This is a genomic window from Myxococcus sp. CA039A (assembly GCF_013336645.1).
Classification (GTDB): Bacteria; Myxococcota; Myxococcia; order Myxococcales; family Myxococcaceae; genus Myxococcus; species Myxococcus llanfairpwllgwyngyllgogerychwyrndrobwllllantysiliogogogochensis.
The window spans coordinates 29350-48321 of sequence record NZ_JABUMQ010000024.1 but is presented as its reverse complement, the minus strand read 5'-3'; the positions used below and the strand labels follow the sequence as shown (position 1 = coordinate 48321).

Annotated in this window: 15 protein-coding genes; 5 read left to right on the top strand and 10 right to left on the bottom strand. The window is 67.8% G+C overall.

The window, feature by feature from the left end; translation table 11 throughout:
* Positions 1–251 precede the first annotated feature (251 nt).
* Positions 252–563 (top strand): hypothetical protein, encoded by a 312-nt coding sequence (locus HR086_RS06185; RefSeq protein WP_174465106.1) that lies wholly within the window; start codon positions 252–254, stop codon positions 561–563.
* A gap of 221 nt (positions 564–784) precedes the next feature.
* Here HR086_RS06185 and HR086_RS06180 read toward each other — a convergent pair whose 3' ends face one another.
* Positions 785–1450 (bottom strand): O-methyltransferase, encoded by a 666-nt coding sequence (locus HR086_RS06180; protein ID WP_174465105.1) that lies wholly within the window; start codon positions 1448–1450, stop codon positions 785–787.
* Positions 1451–1541: 91 nt separating this feature from the next.
* Between HR086_RS06180 and HR086_RS06175 the strand changes: the two genes are divergently transcribed.
* Positions 1542–2246 carry a TetR family transcriptional regulator gene (locus HR086_RS06175; protein ID WP_174463516.1) on the top strand — a complete coding sequence of 235 codons (705 nt, stop codon included), beginning with the start codon at positions 1542–1544 and terminating at the stop codon, positions 2244–2246.
* A gap of 63 nt (positions 2247–2309) precedes the next feature.
* Here HR086_RS06175 and HR086_RS06170 read toward each other — a convergent pair whose 3' ends face one another.
* From HR086_RS06170 to HR086_RS06140, 7 genes are all read right to left on the bottom strand, one after another.
* A complete protein-coding gene (locus tag HR086_RS06170; RefSeq protein WP_174455744.1) occupies positions 2310–3305 on the bottom strand; it encodes a PQQ-binding-like beta-propeller repeat protein in 996 nt (331 codons plus the stop codon).
* A 320-nt stretch (positions 3306–3625) separates the two neighbouring features.
* Positions 3626–5761 (bottom strand): carboxypeptidase-like regulatory domain-containing protein, encoded by a 2136-nt coding sequence (locus HR086_RS06165; RefSeq protein WP_174455745.1) that lies wholly within the window; start codon positions 5759–5761, stop codon positions 3626–3628.
* Between the two features lie 65 nt (positions 5762–5826).
* Complete coding sequence (locus HR086_RS06160) at positions 5827–6459, bottom strand: hypothetical protein (protein ID WP_254625138.1); 633 nt, start codon at positions 6457–6459, stop codon at positions 5827–5829.
* A 185-nt stretch (positions 6460–6644) separates the two neighbouring features.
* Positions 6645–7802 (bottom strand): hypothetical protein, encoded by a 1158-nt coding sequence (locus HR086_RS06155; RefSeq protein ID WP_371745773.1) that lies wholly within the window; start codon positions 7800–7802, stop codon positions 6645–6647.
* 327 nt (positions 7803–8129) lie between these two features.
* Positions 8130–8486 carry a twin-arginine translocation signal domain-containing protein gene (locus HR086_RS06150; RefSeq protein WP_174455747.1) on the bottom strand — a complete coding sequence of 119 codons (357 nt, stop codon included), beginning with the start codon at positions 8484–8486 and terminating at the stop codon, positions 8130–8132.
* Between the two features lie 32 nt (positions 8487–8518).
* Positions 8519–9826: a glycerophosphodiester phosphodiesterase family protein gene (locus HR086_RS06145; protein ID WP_174465104.1), complete on the bottom strand. Its 1308-nt coding sequence runs from the start codon at positions 9824–9826 to the stop codon at positions 8519–8521.
* Between the two features lie 270 nt (positions 9827–10096).
* A complete protein-coding gene (locus HR086_RS06140; RefSeq protein ID WP_217440736.1) occupies positions 10097–10321 on the bottom strand; it encodes a DUF1272 domain-containing protein in 225 nt (74 codons plus the stop codon).
* A 240-nt stretch (positions 10322–10561) separates the two neighbouring features.
* Here HR086_RS06140 and HR086_RS06135 point away from each other — a divergent pair, with 240 nt between their 5' ends.
* Positions 10562–10987: a hypothetical protein gene (locus HR086_RS06135; RefSeq protein ID WP_174463510.1), complete on the top strand. Its 426-nt coding sequence runs from the start codon at positions 10562–10564 to the stop codon at positions 10985–10987.
* Positions 10988–11040: 53 nt separating this feature from the next.
* Here the strand turns inward: HR086_RS06135 and HR086_RS06130 are convergent, their stop codons facing one another.
* Positions 11041–12270 carry a DUF4157 domain-containing protein gene (locus HR086_RS06130; protein WP_254626210.1) on the bottom strand — a complete coding sequence of 410 codons (1230 nt, stop codon included), beginning with the start codon at positions 12268–12270 and terminating at the stop codon, positions 11041–11043.
* Between the two features lie 579 nt (positions 12271–12849).
* Between HR086_RS06130 and HR086_RS06125 the strand changes: the two genes are divergently transcribed.
* Together HR086_RS06125 and HR086_RS06120 are read left to right on the top strand one after the other, a co-directional pair.
* Complete coding sequence (locus HR086_RS06125) at positions 12850–17787, top strand: lamin tail domain-containing protein (RefSeq protein ID WP_174465102.1); 4938 nt, start codon at positions 12850–12852, stop codon at positions 17785–17787.
* Positions 17788–17936: 149 nt separating this feature from the next.
* Positions 17937–18461 carry a DoxX family protein gene (locus tag HR086_RS06120; RefSeq protein WP_174455753.1) on the top strand — a complete coding sequence of 175 codons (525 nt, stop codon included), beginning with the start codon at positions 17937–17939 and terminating at the stop codon, positions 18459–18461.
* Here HR086_RS06120 and HR086_RS06115 read toward each other — a convergent pair.
* The gene (locus HR086_RS06115) at positions 18441–18935 is read right to left on the bottom strand and encodes a hypothetical protein (RefSeq protein WP_254624152.1); all 495 of its coding nucleotides are present in this window, start codon (positions 18933–18935) and stop codon (positions 18441–18443) included. The genes HR086_RS06120 and HR086_RS06115 overlap by 21 nt on opposite strands.
* Positions 18936–18972 lie beyond the last annotated feature (37 nt).

Sequence of the window (18972 nt, the reverse complement as noted above, 5' to 3'; positions counted from 1 at the left end):
CATTACAAGAGTAGCACTCGTCGAACAAGCCCTGGGCCCCTCCTTCCTCCGCGAGGAGCCTGGGCCTTGGATACCCTCCAGGAGACAACCTTCTCTGTCGCTGACCGGTGCGGCCCTTGCTTCCCCGCGGGTCGCCACGGCGACTGACGACCTCACGAGAAGATAGGGATTTCCCGCATGGCCATGCGCAGACATCGGGTTCATGATGCGAATGAATCCGGATGTCCGGGTCCAACCCCAGGAGTGCGCGTATGACTTCGAAACTCATGCAGGGACTGCTGTTGGTGGCTGCACTGGCACTCCCCACTGGAAGTGCACTGGCCTTCTGTCAGGACGGAGACACCCAGACGTGCCTCTGTCCCGACGGTTCGATGAGCGTGCGCTACTGCGTCAACAGCCGTTTTGGCCCCTGCGAATGTGGAGGGGGGCTGGGTGGGTCGCCCTCATTGACCGAGGAAGCGAGCGCGGCGGAGCAAGCGACGTCCGAAGCAAGCACGGCACAGGTATGCATCGAATCACTGACGCTCGAACAGTCGTCGGCGCCCTCCGGCACTCCGGGCTGAGTCCGAATGACCGGCCCCGACAATCCCTTCCAGGCCGCGTTACAGTGTGGGCGTGAGCCTGGGCTCGGACATCGTCGGCGAGCAGTGCGGGCCTTCCGTTTCACCCTCGTGCCATGCGTGGGCCGCCTCAGGTCTGCCCACCACAGCTCCATGAAGTCGAAGCGGGGCTGTCGGTGGGCAACCCGGGGACTCGCGATTCATGTCGCGTCTGTCCTCACACTTCAGCCGAGCCGCATGGACAGCTCGACGTCCTCCGCGAATGGCGTCGAGAGATAGCCACTCCTCGGGTCTCGAACCCGCGCGAGGTAGTCGGGGCTGTCGTCGGCGTTGTCGGCGACGATGAGCGCCCCCGGACGGAGCTGGCCCTCGAGCATTCGCAGGATGTCCGGGTAGAGCGCCTTCGCCCCGTCGAGCAGGAGCATGTCGACCCGCGGGGGGATGTCGAGCGCGAGAGTCTTCAGTGCATCTCCTTCGCGAATCTCCACCAGGTCCGCGAGGCCGCCCGCTTCGAGGTTGCTTCGTGCACGAGCGACCTTCGACGGCTCGAATTCACTCGTGATGACGCGGCCCCCACCATTGTCTCGGAGTGCGGCGGCCAGATGCAGCGTGGAGATTCCGAACGACGTCCCGAACTCGACGATGGTCCGCGCGCCCGAACCGCGCGCCAGCATGTAGAGCAGGAGGCCCGTCTCGCGCGACACGGCCAGCGCGGCGTTCTTGAGCCGTCCGTAGAACTCCAGGTAGTCCGTCTTGCTTCGCATCATGCGCTCCCGCTCCTCGCGCGAGAGCGCCGCTATCTCCGGGATGGCGAGAGGCGACACCGCCTCGGCCTCTTCGAACAAGCGGTTGAGCAGGGGGGCAAGAGGGCTTTCGGTCAGCGTGGTCATCGGTTGCTCCGTTCCGTGCGGCATCAAGTGTGACGCTGGACAAAATGCGACGAATCATTCAGGTTCACAATTCGCATTGACGGGAGTGCGCATGAGCCCGCGACGAAGTCCTCGAATCTCCACGAGAAAAGAGCCCCAACAGGCGCGCTCGAACGACCTCGTCGACGCGGTCCTCCGCGCGGCTATTCAGGTTCTGGCGAAGGAGGGAGCCCCGCGCTTCACGATGGCACGCGTGGCCGAGAAGGCCGGCGTCAGCGTCGGGTCGCTGTACCAGTACTTCCCGAACAAAGCGGCGGTCCTCTTCCGACTCCAGGCAGACGAGTGGCGACAGACGACCGCGCTCACTCGGAAGCTGCTCGAGGACACAACGCGTCCGCCGCTTGCACGGCTCCGCGCTCTCGTTCACACCTTCATCCAATCCGAGTGCGACGAGGCCGCGGTCCGCGTCGCGCTGAGTGACGCCGCGCCTCTCTATCGGGATGCGCCCGAAGCCCGCGAGGTGCGAGCCTCGAGCAAGGCCACGTTCGAGGGCTTCATGCGCGAGGCCCTGCCCACAACACCCAGACCGGCGCGCATGCTCGCGGGAGATCTCGTCATGACGACGCTCAGCGCAGTGGGGAAATCCTTCTCGGAGAGGCCTCGAACACCCTCGGAGATTGCCAGCTACTCCGATGCGTTGGCCGACATGCTCTGTGCGTACCTGGAGACACTCTCGGGGAAGGACATCGCTCCCTCGACCGCGGTCGACGCGGCACAGCCCCCTCCTTCACGACGCCCCTCGGCAAGGCGGCCGTGAGGCCTTTCGGCTGCCTCTCCGAACCCACCGCACACGATTCAGGGGCGGGTCCGGACCCGGACGCTACGCCAGCGCGATGACCGCGCGTTCACAGCCCACGTAGACCGTGCCGTCGGCGACGAGCGGCGCCGTCGTCACGCGGTAGGGCGCCTTCCACCGCCAGCGCTCTGTTCCCTCCCGAAACGTCCAGGCGTGGATGGCGTTGCCAGCCCCCATGTAGACGACGCCCCCTGCGATTGCCGGCGAGACCGTGGCGGCAGGCGACTTGTCGAGCGTGACTGACCAAAGCTCCTTCCCGGTCTTTTCGTTCAGTGCGTGGAGAATCGCGTGATCACCGGTGAAGCACACGACGCCATCCGCGACGGCGGGCGTCCCCCACAGCGCGCCGCGCGTCTCGTAGGCCCAACGCTCCTTGCCGCTGGCGAGGTCGAGCGCGCGAAGGCGCTTCCCCATGCCGGACAGGGCATAGACCGTGCTGCCGTTGATGGCGGGCGCTCCGCCATGGCCCATCGCACCGGCCTTCGCCGACCATCGCTCGACTCCCGTGGCGCGGTCGAGCGCGACGACGTGGCCCTCGGCGAAGCCCTGGCTGGTCCCGACGACGACGTACTCGCGCGTCACGCTGACCGCGGACTGCACGCTCTCACCACGGCGCAGCTGCACGCGCCATCGCTCGGCTCCCGTGCGCGCGTCGATGGCGACCACCTCACCGAGCCGCGTTCCCACGTAGACGTCATCGTCGACAACGATGGGAGAGGAGGTCGCCTCGGCGTCGCACGAGACGCTCCAGCGGATGGCGTGCGTGCCCAGGTCAACGGCGTGGCACTGCCCGCCACCGACGACGAAGAGCAACCCATGCGCAACCATCGGATTCGAGATGCTCTCGGGAACGCCCCCTCCGACCCGCACGTTCCACAGCTCCTTTCCCTTCGAGAGGTCGAGCGCGTAGAGCTTGTCGTTATCGAAGTTCGCGAACAGCACGCCATCATGGATTGCAGGCGTGTTGCGAGTGGTCACGGGCGAACTCGGCGCGAACTTCCAGCGGGCCCTCTTGACCACGAGAGGTCCCGCTCCCTCGAAGTGACCGGTCCGCGCGGCATTGGCGCCAAAGAAGAGGGAGCGAGATGAGTCTGACACGGGAGGTTCTCCGGCTTGGGTGGGCAGCGGGGCCGCGGCGTCACGCCAGGAGCGCGGCTGGAGGTGATTCGTCGCGCCAGGCGTGGCGCTGGGTGCGGCCGGTGAGTCGGCCAAGGACGCGAGCGGTACGACTTGAATGGGAAGCTGCTCGAGTGACGATTCCAAGTCCAGGGCCCGGCGGGAGCTTGAGACGCCGGCCCGCGCCCCCAAGTAGCTCTCACCCGGCCCCTGTCGGCCTCACATCAATTTCCCGTCAACACCACCAGGTTCGCGCGCACCGTCTGGCCTTCAGCGCCCTCGAAGGGCACCGGCTCACTGGGTCGATTGAGCACCTCGATGGCGCCGGCCCCGGGCGGGACCCGCAGGACATAGGTCCCGTCCGTCGAGAGCGTCCCGAAGTGGTCCTCTCCATCGATTCGCGCGAGCACGCCGCCCGACTCCAGGGGCAGGCCCCGGGCATCCCTCACCACGCCTTCCAGCGTGAGCCCGGGCGACAGACGCAGGTGCGCGGTGTCGACACCCGCGGGGATGAGCCGCCGCGTCCTCGGCCACTCGTGATGTTGGATCTCCAGCAGGAAGGGCTCGTCGGGAACGCCTGAGAGATAGAGACTTCCATCCGGATAGGTGGCTCCGAAGCAGACATCCGGCCCGTCACGTCCGGGCAGCTCGGGCCATCTGCACCGCACCGTGGCCTCCCAGAGCCCCTGCCCGTTCGGTGCCTCCACGCGCCCCGTGAGCAGCCGCCCCATCCCCAGCTTGATGTCCCCGATACGGACTGTCGCCCCGGCGCGAGGCGCGAGCTTCCGGAGCTCGGGAGCGAACCCCTCCGCGGAGATGCTCACGTACAGGGGCTTGTTCCCTTCGACAGGGAAGGACAAGGAGAAGCGCCCCTGCGCGTTCTCGAATGACTGGTGCGCCACCTGGAAGGACGGGATGGGACGGCCCCGAGCATCCACCACCCGGCCACTCACCCGGACCGCGTCGCGGACACTCGCCTCGCGCTTCGATACGAGCCGGACCGGCTCGGGCTGCTCATCCAGGACCTTCACCCGCTGCGATTCGTCATGGCCCTGCGCGTCCGCGAACACACTCGCCTCGCCCGGCGGAACGTGCTCGAACGCGAAGCCCCCGTTGCGCGCCGTCGCCCGGCGAATCAGCAGCTTCGTCCCTCCTGTCAGCTCCAGGTTGAGTTCCGCGTGCCCGCCCTGGATGGCCACGCCGCGCTCGTCGACGAGCCGGCCACGAAAGCGGCGAGCGCCTTGGAGGTCCAACGTGAGCGTCCGCGCTTCGCCCTCGAAGCGAAACTCACGGGAGACCCTCCGATACTCCTCCAGCACGTCGAAGCTCAAGGACACGAGGTACCTGCCGGGAACCATCCCATCGAAGCTCGCGCGCCCTGCTTCATCCGGACGCCGAGCCCTGGAGGAGGTTCGGACATCGCGGTGCCCGAGCGGCCCGTCCACGTGCACCCATATCGGATGAGTCAATCCCTTGGGGAGCACGACGGCGACAGTCAATCGCCCACCCGCGGGCACCTCCCAGCGCACCTTCTGTGAGGGAATCACCACCTCGCCCAGCGCGGAGAGCCGGTCCTTGGGCTCGACCAGGAAGGAATAGCGGCCCCGCGCCAGCTCCGGCAGCTCGAAGGAGCCGTCGGCCCGCGTCTGGGCCGAGAGCGGCGGCGGCCAGAAACACGTCGAGGGGAAGCCCACTCGGCCGTAGTGCTTGAGGTGAATCCAGGCGCCGACCACGGGCTTCCCATCGCTGTCGACGACCTCGCCCCGCAGCGTCTCCGAGCGCTCGAGGACCACGTCCAGCGGGGCCACCACCGAGACGGGGGCGATGTACCGCGACACGTGCTCGGGAGCATTCACCAGGACCGCGATGGGCGAGAACCCGGGCACAGGCACCTCGAACCCGCCGTCCTCGCCGGTGAGCACCTCCTGGTACTTCAGCAGCCCGAGGCGCTGCTGGATTCCTGCTCGGACCCGAACGCCCTTCAGGGGAGTGCCGGCCGCCCCGCGCACACGGCCCTTCACGACCCGGGGCGGTGCCAGCTCGATTCCCACGAAGCGCTCGTTGCCCATCACCATCGTCACTCTCTGGGTCCCCAGTTCGGAGCCACGCGTCGCTGTCAGGCCCCATGGTGCGCCGGCCACGCCTCGGAACACGAAGTGGCCTCGCGCGTCGGTGCGGGTGCTCAGGACGTGCTCACGGAAGGTGGCTCGCACCTCCACGTCGGGCACCGGCCCCGAGGAGGAGACGACGAGCCCCTCGATGAAATGGGGCCCCCTGGCCGAGGGCTCCTCGGCCACCGCGGACGTCAAGAGCAGGACCGACAGGACCCACAACGCGTGATGGAAAAGACGAAGGCGCATGCCACCTCCGAGGCCACTCTACCCTCGCCTGCCCATTGAGGTGCTCGCGCGATTCGTCGGGGCCATCAGTCGGTAGGGCCGCGCGCGCCCCGGACAGCGTCGGCCAGTTCACGCACGGGCGTCAGCAATCCATACAGCTCGATGGAGGTGCGCGGGACGGCGATCACCTCCACCGTCAGGACGCCGCTCTCGATGGAGAAGGTCTCGAAGACGTGGGCCAGGTTCAGCAGGGGCCGCCGCATTTCCGCGTTGAGGAGGAAGGCGCGGGCCTTGGGAGTGACGTTCCTCAGGTCCAACGCTTTATCGAGGCCGGCATCTCCAACATCCTCGTCTTTCACGCCGAACAGTCGGAGGAACGTGTCGCCCAGCGTCTCGGGCCGGATGGTCACCTCGCGCGGAAAGCCGTCACCCAGCCCGTGCCGGATGATGGTGACGATGTGGAAACTCCTGCCAAAGCCCCGGTGCTCGGTCTCCACGGTAATCGTCCGCCCGGCGTGGCGGCCCTTCATCACCAGCGTCCCCGCGGAGTACATGAACCCGGACGTCGCAGTGAAGGACCAGCCGCGAGTGTTGGCGAAGTCCTGCCAGGTCTGGAGTTGCTGCGTCCAGTGCCGCCAACGGACGTAGCCAATGACACTCGCTACCCCAAGGCCGACTCCGAAGACGCTGGCGAAGATGCCAATTTGTGTCCAGGTCATTCCCGTAAGCATCCCCGTTCGGCCCGTATCTGCCAACCCCTCCGCGCGCGGGCCCCCGGACGGGACGCCGCGGGGAAGCACCTTTCTGGCAAGGACGACCCCGTGCCTTCCAGCTGGGATGGAAGGCTCCGCGGGCAGGACCGAGCGGGCCCCACCCCTCGCATGCGTCGCGGCCCCCACCAGCCTCAGGGGCAGAGCAGCTCGACGGACTTGATGCGCATCACGCCATCGACGTTCGGGTCGTTGGTCTGGTCGCCGATGGCGATGTTCCCGTCCGCCATGAAGTTGTTCCGCGTGAGCTTCGCGACGCCGTCGATGCTCACCGTGGCCACCTTCGCCGCATCCACCGCCAGTTCGTAGACATGATACCCGCCGCTGATCACCGGGAACGCCGCGGACTGCGTGTCGTCCGCCCAGCCGATCGCCGCGCTGTCGAGGTAGATCATCTGCGAACGGTCCACGGAGTTGCCGAACGGAGACGTGAAGCTCCCCAGGATGGCGGCGCCGCTGTCGAGCTGGTTGTGGCGGCTCGCCGACTCGACTTGCGCCGTCACCACGAGCTTGAAGGGTTTCGTTGCGTCGACCACGTTCGCCCGCGTGAGGAGCAACTGCCCGCTCGTCCGCGCTCCGCTGTTCGTCGACGTCTCCAGGCGAACGTAGTCCTCGCCGTACGTGAGCGTGTTCGGCGCCTGGGTGATCGCCCTCCAACCTTGCGCCGTGATGTCTTCACCGCCGACCAGCAGGGGAATGCTCCCCCGCGCCGACCACTGCGTCGTCGACGTCGTGGGCAGACACGCCTCGCAAGCGTTCGCCGGGTTCGGTGTGCCTTCGTCGTAGAGGCTGCCGTCAATGAAGCACTTCGGGCCGCACGCGCCCGCCGAGCAGACCTGTCCCGCGCCGCACTGCGTCCCGTCCGCCCGTGGCGTCCACGCGGTCGCGGAGGTCTCAGGTACGCACTGTTCGCACGCGTTCGCCGCGTTCACCGTCCCTGACGCGACCTGCTGGCCGTCAATCTGACAGCGCAGGACGCAGACGCCCCCTTCACAGCCCTGGCCAGCCGCGCAGGCATTGCCGCAGCCACCGCAGTGCGCCGGGTCGGCCCCGGTGTTCACACAGGAGCCGCCACACAGCACGACTCCGCCGCCGTCGCACTGCTCCGGCACGGACGCGTCGGGTGGATCGACGGGAGGCGGAGTGGAGTCCTTCCCGCAAGCAACGATGACGCCGAGCACGACGATGCAGGAGAGAACGCTGGAACGAATCGAGACCATGAAGCCCGCCACCTTGCGCAACGACACGCCCTCGCGGCGTGTGCTCGTGAAGTGGTGAAGCTTGGAGCGCACGCGCGCGGGTGAATCAAGGCCTTTTCCAGCAGCGGTCGCTGGGACGACAGGCGCGCGGGTCGAAGCGACAGGAGGAGTGAAGGCTTCGATGAGTTGAGGTCGGTTGCTGAACAGAAACGCGCGCCGGGACGCAGGTCCGGGCCTGCCACGTCAACCACTCCTCCTGCCGCGCCAGCTCCACGTTCACCCTCCGCGTCCGCGCCGTAGCCAGCAGCAGCGCCTCCGCGCCTGCCGTCCATGGGGACGATGACAAACTGGCGCCGACCCTCTCACCCCGCTCCCGAGCAACGACACATTTCAATCCGCCAGTTCACTGGCCGCGCCAAGTCATTGCACATATTCGAAGCGCAGCGCGCTCGCGCCGCCCCCCGAGGACAGCTCGCTGTTGGACGTGTAGGCCCAACCGCCATCGGAGAGCGCGAAGCAGGCGCCCCCGTCCGGCGCGGAATGCCACGTGTAGCCCGTGCTCGCCACGGCCCGCCCCGAGCGCGCGAGGATGCGCGACGAGAACCCCGCCGGCAGTCTCACCCCGTTGGCATCCGGCGAGCCGGACATGGCCCCGTACGGGCTCGGCCCCGGCTGCGCGGGCGCGGCATACGCCCCCTTCCAGAATCCAGGTCCCATGCCCAGCGCCCCGCCACCCAGCGCGGAGAGACGAAGGAAGTCACGACGGTCCAATCGCATACAGAATCCTCCTTGAACGTCCTGAACCCGGTCTACAAACCCATGCAGTTGGCGTAGTACGTCACCGTGCCCGGCCAGTCGCTGAAGATGCCGATGACACCCACGTGCCGGGCGAGCACGTCCACCGCGACGAGCATGTCGCCGTCGTTGTTGATGGCCTGCTTGACGGACTGGAAATAGAAGCCGCCGCCTTTCGCCAGCGGGCCGTCACGCTCCAGGGACCAGGCGATGATGTCCAGACCCGCGGCCCTCGCCGCCCTGGCGTACGCGGACGGGATGATTCTCCCCTGCGCATCCAGCGTGAGCAGCACGTAGATGGGCGGCGCGATGACCTCCACGCCCGACGCGGCCAGCTCGTCCATGCCCGGCACCCAGGTGCTCGGGTCGTTCGGATCAAACCGGGTGCCCGGAATCTCATAGCGCCCGTCCAGGTAGACGGCCTGCCTGCCGAACTGCGGCTCGCGCTGAATCCAGTACTTCACGTCGTCGAGGTTGAAGGACTGCGGCCACACCTGGCTCGGGTGGACGCGGGCCTGCTTGTACTCATCCAGCATCTGCTGAGCATAGGCGGCCTGCGTATAGGTGCCCTGGTACGGCATGGGGACACTCGGGGCCTTCAGCTCCGGAGTGAACTTCGTGCCCAGGCGTTTGAAGAGCTCGATGCTCTCCTTGTGGGACAGGACCGTGCCACACGCGGAATAGAGGTCCGTGCGCCAGGGAGCCGTTCCACCCAGGTACTGCGCCACCGTGGCCGCCGAGGGGTTGGCGGCGTCCATCTTCCCGCACAGCTGCTTGAACTCGTCGAGCGTGATGTCGCTGGCGCAGCAGAGCGCGGAGGCGGGCTTGCCGGTGGTGGGGTCCGCAGGCTGGAAGGGCTGCGTGCACTTCGCCGCCAGCGCGGGAATGGCGAGGATGTTCGTCGTGGTGTGCAGGTCGCACTGCGAATGCCGGCACACCAACTGCCGGTCCTTCGTGAAGGTGACGTCGCACTCGAGGATGCCCGCGCCCATGCGCGCGGCGGCCTCGTAGGACTCCTTCGTGTGCTCCGGGAACTGGAGCGGCGCGCCGCGATGGCCGATGGAGAACTCCGTCCGGGAGAACGGCCCCTCCGAGCACTGCTGGAGCCTGCGCTTCAGGGGGCTCTCATCCATGTCCTCGACCAGGTAGTAGGGACGAGCGCCCACCTGGACGTTGAGTCGGCGCGGCGGCGCGTGCTCCGACCGGGATTCCTCGGCCGCGCGCACCGCGAGCGCGTCGTCTCCGGCGGGGGCCGCACCGGGAATCGTGATGCACGCGGCGAGCGTCGCCGCGAGGAGCGTCACCAATCTTCGGGGATACATGAGAGTTCCGGCTCCTTGATGGGTTGCTGGACATCCAGGTCCGCGCAAGATGCACCCTCCTTCCCCGGCGGAAACGTCAAGGTTGAGCGACGATTCTCTCAAGAACATGCCACGACGCGAGCAGAGCGGCGTCGCGCGGTGCCTCGGCCGGGAAACCAGGGCCACTCCGTTTGTCACAATGACTTGTGACAACGAGGTGTCCCCCGGTGTTTCCGTACCCGGCGCGGGGTGAGACGTACACGAAGCAACCGGCTTTCCCTCTCGCTGAGCTCACCCTTGCGGTTTGAACACGCGCTGGGTGGACGGAGGGTATGCCGCGAGCTTGCTGGCGGGCCGACGCGGGCGCGTCGTGAGTTCGCCGCCGCAGTTGGGGCAGATGCCCTTCAGTCGCTCCGTCGCGCAGCTCACGCAGAACGTGCACTCGAAGGTGCAGATGCGGGCATCCGTCGAGTCGGGTGGCAGGTCGCGATCACAGCACTCACAGCCTGGACGCATTTGAAGCACGTAACCTCCTTGGACGCAGGACCCGAAAAGAGCACGGAAAAGGGGCGCGGGTCATCACCCACTGACCCCAGCCGCCCGGGGACCTTCCCCCCGAAGGGCGAACAGCCGCGGTAAGTGGTTGCCGTGGGTCCAATTCACGCCCTGGAGCGCGCCTTTGTCCCACGCGCCCGGCGATTGTCATTCAAGGCCACAATCACTACCATGCTCGCGCCACTCACAGGAGAGGTGTCCATGCACCGTTCGCTTGCTGGAGTCGCTGTTGCCGCCGCGATGTCGCTGTCCTCCGCAGTGCTGGCCGAGGAGCCTCGCGCATCCGAACCCCAGGGATTGAATGTCTCCAGTGCCATGCCGGCCTGCTTCGTGGACACGCCAAACTGGGATTACCTTTCCGCATATGCCTGCTCCGCCAGTGGCAGCGCGTACTCGACGATTGTCTCCTGGGGCGTCCTCGGGATTGACCAGACGGGTGGCCGCTACACCATCCAGTTCCTCGACTCCTGCTACGGGCATGGCTACTACCAGGACACGGGCTATAGCTGCATGACCGTCATCAACAAGTACGACACGCTGACGCAGCGCATCCGCGTCTACGACAACTTGACGGGCCAGTGGTCCGCCACCCTCACCGCGACCGCCTCGTACTACGGCGACGACTAGCGAAGTCCCTGCGTGCCGCGCGGGCCCCACACATGGGCCCGCATGGTCCACCGCTACGACATGGCCCTCCGGATTCCGGCCTCATTGTCGCGCAGGGTGCTCTCCAGATGCGCGCGCGCCCATGCCTGGCCCCCTGCCAGTCCCTGCCTGAAAGCAGCCGCGCCCCCTGCCCAGTTCTCGGCCGCGAGGTCGATGACTCGCTCCTGGATGCCCCTGGGCAACCCGCCGAAGTCGAGCGCTCCATTGCCCCCCGCTTGCGCCTCCCATGGGGCCGGGACCACCTCTTGCCGCATCACGAACGAGCCAGGCTCGCCTTCACGTGAGCCGCGAACCGCCAATCTCGTGAACTCAGGGTTCAACCGCCTTAGTTCGGTCCGCCGCTCCTCGGTCGTCATCCCCCTCCACGGATTGCCCTTGATCAATGGCTCCTGGCCCCGCTGCGTTGCGCGGGTCGCGATGTAGCGTTCAAGGCTGACACCCGGCGGCAGGAGGACGAGCAATTCCGTCTCACTTTGAGACAGCTCGGTCGAGCCCGGATACAGGTACTCGTCAGGCACATCGAACCAGACATCATGGCGGGCGCCCTGCAGGATATCACCCACGCCACTCTCCGAGTCGTCAGTCCCCCAGGAAAGGGAGTAGGGGTTGACAGCCACGGAGACAAAGGGCGTTTCGTCCCCCAGCATTCCCTGCCCATGCCTGTCGATCGCTTGCAGGATGCCCCCTCGCCCGCCACCGACCAGCTCGCGATGAAGCCTGGCATAGGCCTCGGGGTCCTGGGCCCCCAGCTTCGAGATATAATCACTCTCTTTTCCAGCATCCATCCAACGGACCACGCGCATCAACTGGATTGGCGCGGCCCCCTGCGTCCCGGTCATCCGCTGCACGGGAGGTTCGTGGAGCGAGCCCGCCATCATGGGCTGAAGGGTGGCCCTGTCGCCCATGACCTGCGCCTCTGACTCCAGCGCGGGCGAGTCATTCACCGGCGCGCCGTTGAAGTCCCGGGTGGGAGTCACCCTGCCCTGCTTCTGCTGCACCACGTGCCAGGCCTCATGGGGCAGGTGTTGCTCCTGGCCCGGTCCCACATGGATGTCCGCCCCCTGGGTGTACGCAAGCGCCTGAAGCTGGGCCGGCCTGGTGGAGTTGTAGTGAACGCGTACGTCATCCAGGCTCACGCCGGAGAGCGACTCAATGCCAGTCTTGAGTTCATCCGACATGCCGGTCCTGTTTGCCTCAACCGGCTTCCGCTGCGCGGTGCCCCCGTGCTGGAGCCGCGCCTTCATCTGCACCAACCGCTGAACACGAGGGCTCTGGGTGGCGGTGTCCTGAATGGCGCTGAGCCGGCTCACAGGATGCGAGGAGTTCGCCAGACATTGGACTGTCGTGCCACCCTGGCCTTGCCCCCGCGCGGCGTCGTGAATCGTCGCCAGGTCCTTCGGAATCCTGGGGGTGTAGGCACTCATGCAAGAGGAGCCTTTTCAAGACAGCGTGGGAGCACGCCAGTGTGGAGGCTCGCACGACACAAAGACAGTAGCGGTCAGGTCGCCCCCATCCGCCCAGACCCGCGGAGGCGGAACGCCAGCGCCACGAGCCGCCCGGCAGCCCTGACGGGACCTGCCCGAACACAAAGGAGCCCCACGGTGTCATCGATGTCCCGCGACCCAGGCGAGTCCGTCATCACCCCCTCGACACCCCAGGTCACGCCCCGCTCCTCCAGACAGACGGGGAATTTCAGGACTCCAGTTGAACCACAATGTTCCATCCCCGCTGTCGTGGCAACGAGGGATGTCTGCTAGAAAGCAGTGCAACCCCGCGAACGCAGGCACTGCCGCGCGGGGGCCGCCCGCTGGACGGAGACATCCATGTCCCCACGTTTCGAAGGGCTCGCCCGCTGTCTGGGGTTGAGCGTGTTGTGTCTGGGTCTGTCGCTCGGCTGTAACGACTCCGGGAGCGCACCGCGACCTCCTCCCGTAGCGGAGGACACCGTGGACGCGGCGGCCTCCTCGGTGGCGGTGGACAAGCCCACGGGTGTGCTCGCCAACGGCACGGACCAGGCCGCCGTCACCGTGACGGTGGTGGGCAAGGACGGCGCGCGGATGTCCGGGCGCGCCGTGACGGTGACGGTGGACGGCGAGGGAGCTTCCATCGCGGTACCTCCGGGGCAGACGGGCAGCGACGGCTCGGCGCGTGCGCTGGTGGTATCGACGGCTCCAGGCGTGAAGACGGTGAGGGCGTCGGTCAAGGACGCGAAAGGCCTGACGGTTCCGCTCACCGCCACCGCCACGGTGGAGTTTGTCGCGGTCACCCCCACGGCCTCGCGCCTCGCGTTCCGGCAGGCCCTTCCGGATGGCGTGGCGGGTGTTCCTCTCGCTGGCCTGGAGGTCGTCCTCCAGGACGCCACCGGGGCCACGGTCTCCAACGCCACGGCGGAGGTCACGCTGTCGCTGGCCTCCGTGGGTGTCGTCTTCCCAGAGGGCCAGCTGACGGTGACGGCGGTGGACGGCGTGGCGCTCTTTCCGGACGTGGTGCTGAAGCGGGCGGGCGACACCTACCAGTTCACCGCGAACGCTCCGGGGCTCGAGCCGGCCACGAGTTCCTCCTTCAAGGTGAACCCCGGCGCTCCGGCGGCCGTGGGGCTGAGTACGCAGATGGAGTCGGCGGTGGCGGGCGTGGCGCAGGATCTCCAGGTGACGGTGCAGGACGCGTACTTCAACACCGTGACGAACTACACGGGCACGATGGCGCTGACGTCCACGGACGCGGCGGCGAGTCTTCCCGCCGCGCATGTGTACACGCCCTCGGACGCGGGGCAGTTCACCTTCACGGGCATCACCTTCAAGACCGCCGGGAGCCAGCGACTGACTCTGGATGACGGCACGAGCGCCATCTCGTTCACCCTTCATGTGAACGTGACCGCCGGGCCTCCCGCGCTCCTCGCCTTCACGCAGCAGCCCACGCGCGTGTCGACGCGTGCATCCCTGGGCACCGTGGCAGTCATCTTGAAGGACGCCTTCGGCAACACGGCCCGCGTGAGCACCCCCACGGTGAGCCTGTCGCTCTCGCAGGCGGGCTTCACGCTGTCGGGAACGACGGAGGCGGGTCCAGTCGACGGCGTCGCGACGTTCACGACACTCAGCATCGCGGGCCATGGAGTCGCCCGCCTGAACGCCACCGCGGATGGGCTGCAGGGCACGAGCAGCGCGGACCTCACCGTGGTGGATGACGTGGCGCCCGCGAAGCCGGTGCTGACGCAGACGGCGGCGACGGAGACGGGCCTCACCGTGCAGTGGACGGGCGTGGGCGATGACGGCACCCAAGGGACGCTGACGGCGCAGGAACTGCGCTACGCCACGTCTCCCATCGATTCTGACGCGGCCTTCCAGGCCGGCACGCTGGTGGCCAGCGGAAGTCCGGTGCCTCCCGGCACCGTGCAGACCGTGACGCTGTCGGGGCTCGCGACGGGCACCACGTACCATGTGGCGCTGAAGGTGACGGACAAGCAGGGCAACACCGCGCGCTCGGACAGCCTGACGGTGTCCACGGCCCATCCAGAGGTGACGCAGTTGGCGTTCGTGACGCAGCCCGCGGACGGCACGGCGGGCACGACGCTCGCGGACGTGCGCGTGGCGCTCCAGGATGCACGCGGTGACGTCGTCACCACGGCCACCTCCGCGGTGACGCTGACGTTGACGGGCCAGGCCTCCTTCCCGGCGGCGACGGTGTCGGCCATCAACGGCGTAGCCACCTTCCAGGGGCTGCGCGTGGACACGGCGGATGCCTTCACGTTCACCGCCACGGCGGGAGCCATCAGTCAGCAGAGCCAGTCCTTCACCGTGCGCGCGGGGCCGGTGTCGAAGCTGGTGCTGTGGCAATTCTCGGCGCCGGTGGATGCGGGCCAGGCGCTCGAAGCGGGCGTGTCGCTGACGGACTCCTTCGGCAACCTCGCGCGGGACTACGCCGGCACGGTGCACTTCACGTCCTCGGACGCGCAGGCGGAGCTGCCTCCGGATGCGACCTTCACCTCGGCGGACCAGGGCCAGAAGTTCCTCACCGGACTGGTGTTCAAGACGGCGGGGACGCAGTCCCTCACCGCGACGGACACCGTCACCTCGGACCTCTCCGCCACGGTGGACGCCGAAGTGCGCTCCATCGCCGCCGCGTCCTTCGAGGTCATCGCGGGCGCGGGGCCGTTCGTCGCGGGCCAGACGCAGAGCTACGAGTTGGTGGCGCGCGACACCTACGGCAACGTCGCGACGGGCTACGCCTCCACGGTGACGTTCTCGTCCTCGGACGCGCAGGCGGTGCTTCCCGGCGCCTACACGTTCACCCTGGCGGACGCGGGGCGGCACGTATTCAGCGTGGAGCCGCGCACCGCCGGTGACCAGGAGGTCATCGCGGAGGACGTGGTGACCGCGACCCTGAGAGGCACGCACACCTGGTCCATCGTTCCGGCCGCACTCGACGCCCTGGCGTTCGTCTCCGCGCCCACGACGGGCTCGGTGCGACAGGCGCTGGCGGACGTGCAGGTGGCGCTGCGGGATGCGTACGGCAACACCGTGACCGACGCCGAGACCGACGTGACGTTGTCGCTCACGGGTGGAAGCTTCACCCAGGGTTCGCCCACCCGCACCCCGGTGGACGGCGTGGCGACCTTCGCCGGCCTCATCGTGGTCGACGAGGGCGCGTATCGGTTCGAGGCCAACGCGGGCAGCCTGCCGCCCTCCTCTTCCGCGGACCTGCTCATCTCCGACACGGTGGCGCCCGCCGTGGCGACTGGCTTCGCGACCCATGTGCTTTCGGGTACCAGCATCCGCCTGGACTGGGCGGCCCCTGGCGATGACGGCGACCTGGGCACCGCGACGCGGTACGACCTCCGGTACGCCACGGCGGCCATCACCGAGGCCACCTTCGAAGCCGCCACGGTGGTGACGGGGGTGAGCGCTCCCCAGGCCCCGGGCACGTCGGAGTCCTTCACTGTCTCCGGCCTGGAGGTGGGAACGACGTACTTCTTCGCCCTGAAGACGTTCGACGGCGCGGGCAACGGCAGTGCCCTGGCCACCGCGAGCGCGAGCACCACCAATCCCTGTGATGACTACGTCTGCACTCCGCCGGCCCCGACCTGCGCGGAGGATGGCACGTCCCTGGAGGTGTACCCGTCGATGTGCGTCATCGTCTCCGGCCAGCCGACCTGCGAGCTCGGCGAGTTGGAGCTGCAGGCCTGCCCTGGCGCGGACGCCGTCTGCCACGCGGGCGCGTGCGCCAATGCGCCGCATCCGGGCGCGGGTGAGCTGGCCATTTCGGAGGTGATGCACTCCCCGTCCACGGGCACCACGGAGTACGTGGAGCTGACCAACACCAGCACGAAGCTGTTGGACCTGAATGGCATGTCGGTGAGCTTCGTGGACGGCGTGGGCACGGCCACGACCTTCACGATGAACCATGGACACGCGCTGGTGGTCGACCCGGGTGCGAGGGTGGTGCTCGCGCAGAACGCGAACTTCGGGACCAACGGCGGCGTGTTCGCGAACCACGCGTACGGCACGAACGTGCACCTGGACAATACCGGGTCCATCACCTTCACGCAGGAAGGCACCCCGGTGGCCAGCCTCCAATACACGAATGCGTTCCCGCAGACGGTCGGCCGCGCGATGAGCCTCGCGTCCAGCATCGTGGGCACGGCGGCGGCTTCCAAGCCCTGGTACTGGTGTGACTCGACCGGCGTCCTCGAGGGCGGCGACCGGGGCACCCCTCACGGGGCCAACGACGAGTGCGGGATGAACGTCGAGAAGCCGGTGAACTACTGCGCCATCCAGTACCCGAAGACGTTCCCGACCGGGGATGGCACCTACCCGGCGAGCATCCTCGCGTTCGACCCGTATGACATCTACAGCCAGTTCTACAGCTTCGATGTCACGACGCGAAACCAGACGGGCAACGACTTCTACCCGCGCATCGAGGCGCAGCTTGGCCATGGCACGGATGCGACCGACCCCGCGGGCTGGACGTGGACGTCGGCGGATTTCAATGCGAGCTACAACCCTCCTGGGTCCAACAACGACGAGGTGAAGGCCGCGCTGAGCATCCCCACCCCAGGCATGTTCCGTTACGGCTTCCGCTATCGCTTCACGGACGCGGGCGCACCGTGGACGTACTGCGACCAGAACGGCGTGGCCGTGCCTCCCGCCGGCACCTACGGCTCCGTGACGGTGCTCGCGGGGCCGCAGACGGACCACGTCGTCATCAGCGAGTTCAGCGGAGGAACGACCGCGAACGCGCGCGATGAATTCGTGGAGCTCTACAACCCGACGAGCGCGGCGGTGGACCTGTCCGGCTGGCAGCTCAGCTACAAGTCCGCCACCGGCACCAACTACGGCACGGCGTACACCATCCCCGCTGGCAAGAGCATACCGGCCCACGGCTACTTCCTGCTGGGCGGCACGGCCTACGCAGGGGCGGTCACCGCGGACACGACCCACAACATCGATTCGTCTTCGTCCACGACCGGGGGCGGTCACATCCGCATCCAGCGCCTGTCGGGGACGGTCTACGTCGACGTGGACCGGCTGGGCTACGGCACCGGGAACGCCCCCGAGGGCACCGCCGCGCCCTCGCACCCTGCCTCCGGTGGAAGCCTGGAGCGAAAGGCCGTCGTCTCCTCCACCACCGCCGTCATGGCCGTGGGCGGCGCGCACGCCACGCGCGGCAACGGGCAGGACACGGACAACAACAGCGCTGACATCGTGACTCGCGCCTCGCGGCAGCCGCAGAACTCCACCAGCCCGGTCGAGTTCTTCCACTGACAGCAAGGACCGGAGGTGCCCTGGACGCCAGGGCACCTCCGCGTGTGTCCGTCGGAAGTTTGGCCCAGTGACTTCCGTCGGAACTGGCTCTTCCAGGTGGCCAGCGACGCGAGAATCTCCCCGGCAGCTCACCAGGCCCGGGAGACCTCATGACTCGCGAACCGTCCATCTCAACCCCCGCCGTCGCCACCGACCGCATCCGCGAGGAAGGGAGCGCGGCCCCGGTGGCGGCCCATGGAACACCCATCCCGAGTCTTGACCGGGTGGGAGTCCTCTACGCGCGGCTCGCGCTCGGGGCCGCGTTCCTGTCGGCGGTCGCCAGTCGCTTCGGCGTCTGGACGGGGAACGTCGGTCTGGCGAGGTTCGACAACTTCATTCGCTACACGGCAGAGGTCAACGCGTTCATGCCCGCGTCGACCATCCCATTCCTCGCCTGGTCCGCGACCGCCGCCGAGCTGTTCCTGGGCACCGCGTTGGTCCTCGGGCTCTGGCCACGCCGGGTGGCCCTCGGCAGCGCCCTGCTCCTGGCGATGTTCGGTACGGCCATGGCCGTCTCCCAGGGACTCAAGTCACCGCTGGACTACTCGGTGTTCTCGGCCTCCGCGGGAGCACTCCTCCTCGCGAGCGCGGCTCGCGGGACCGGGCACCCTCGTTCAAGTCCGCCTCGCGGCTGAAAGCCGGGCTTCACCCAGCCGTCCGCCCACCCAGGCGCACGGCATCACCGTGGCGATGAGCAGCAGCGGATACCAGGTGGGGCCAAACTCGGGACCTTTGCCCCATGTCGCCACGGCGCCCAGGGTGCTCAAGGCCAGCCCCACGACACCGAGCCACAACACGTGGCGCATCGGCCTGTCCGGCGCGAGCCTCGCCGTCACATAGAACCCGAGGATACCGAAGACGACGCGGTACGCCGTCGCCAGCCCGAAGAGCGCATCCGACATGGGCTGCCCCACCGGGGGATAGATGCCCGTGGCATGCAGCACCGCATCCGTCCCCGTGGAGAGCAGGGCATTCACGAGCAGCCCCGCGAGCACCGCACCCACGCTCCGGGCGACGCGACGGGCGGGCCGCCCCGTCCCCGTGACACCCGAGTCATTTCTCACCGCCACCTGGGACACATCCGCCTCGACCGACGCCTTCGCTCGCATGCGCAGAACCTCCGACCTCGAATCCGCTTTCAATTCG

What these genes read in the sequence shown, in the direction of transcription:
- HR086_RS06185 (WP_174465106.1), top strand. Translation starts at nt 252, where the DNA reads ATGACTTCGAAACTCATGCAGGGACTGCTGTTGGTGGCTGCACTGGCA.
- HR086_RS06180 (WP_174465105.1), bottom strand. Translation starts at nt 1,450, where the DNA reads ATGACCACGCTGACCGAAAGCCCTCTTGCCCCCCTGCTCAACCGCTTG.
- HR086_RS06175 (WP_174463516.1), top strand. Translation starts at nt 1,542, where the DNA reads ATGAGCCCGCGACGAAGTCCTCGAATCTCCACGAGAAAAGAGCCCCAA.
- HR086_RS06165 (WP_174455745.1), bottom strand. Translation starts at nt 5,761, where the DNA reads ATGCGCCTTCGTCTTTTCCATCACGCGTTGTGGGTCCTGTCGGTCCTG.
- HR086_RS06160 (WP_254625138.1), bottom strand. Translation starts at nt 6,459, where the DNA reads ATGACCTGGACACAAATTGGCATCTTCGCCAGCGTCTTCGGAGTCGGC.
- HR086_RS06150 (WP_174455747.1), bottom strand. Translation starts at nt 8,486, where the DNA reads ATGCGATTGGACCGTCGTGACTTCCTTCGTCTCTCCGCGCTGGGTGGC.
- HR086_RS06145 (WP_174465104.1), bottom strand. Translation starts at nt 9,826, where the DNA reads ATGTATCCCCGAAGATTGGTGACGCTCCTCGCGGCGACGCTCGCCGCG.
- HR086_RS06140 (WP_217440736.1), bottom strand. Translation starts at nt 10,321, where the DNA reads ATGCGTCCAGGCTGTGAGTGCTGTGATCGCGACCTGCCACCCGACTCG.
- HR086_RS06135 (WP_174463510.1), top strand. Translation starts at nt 10,562, where the DNA reads ATGCACCGTTCGCTTGCTGGAGTCGCTGTTGCCGCCGCGATGTCGCTG.
- HR086_RS06130 (WP_254626210.1), bottom strand. Translation starts at nt 12,270, where the DNA reads ATGAAGGCGCGGCTCCAGCACGGGGGCACCGCGCAGCGGAAGCCGGTT.
- HR086_RS06125 (WP_174465102.1), top strand. Translation starts at nt 12,850, where the DNA reads ATGTCCCCACGTTTCGAAGGGCTCGCCCGCTGTCTGGGGTTGAGCGTG.
- HR086_RS06120 (WP_174455753.1), top strand. Translation starts at nt 17,937, where the DNA reads ATGACTCGCGAACCGTCCATCTCAACCCCCGCCGTCGCCACCGACCGC.
- HR086_RS06115 (WP_254624152.1), bottom strand. Translation starts at nt 18,935, where the DNA reads ATGCGAGCGAAGGCGTCGGTCGAGGCGGATGTGTCCCAGGTGGCGGTG.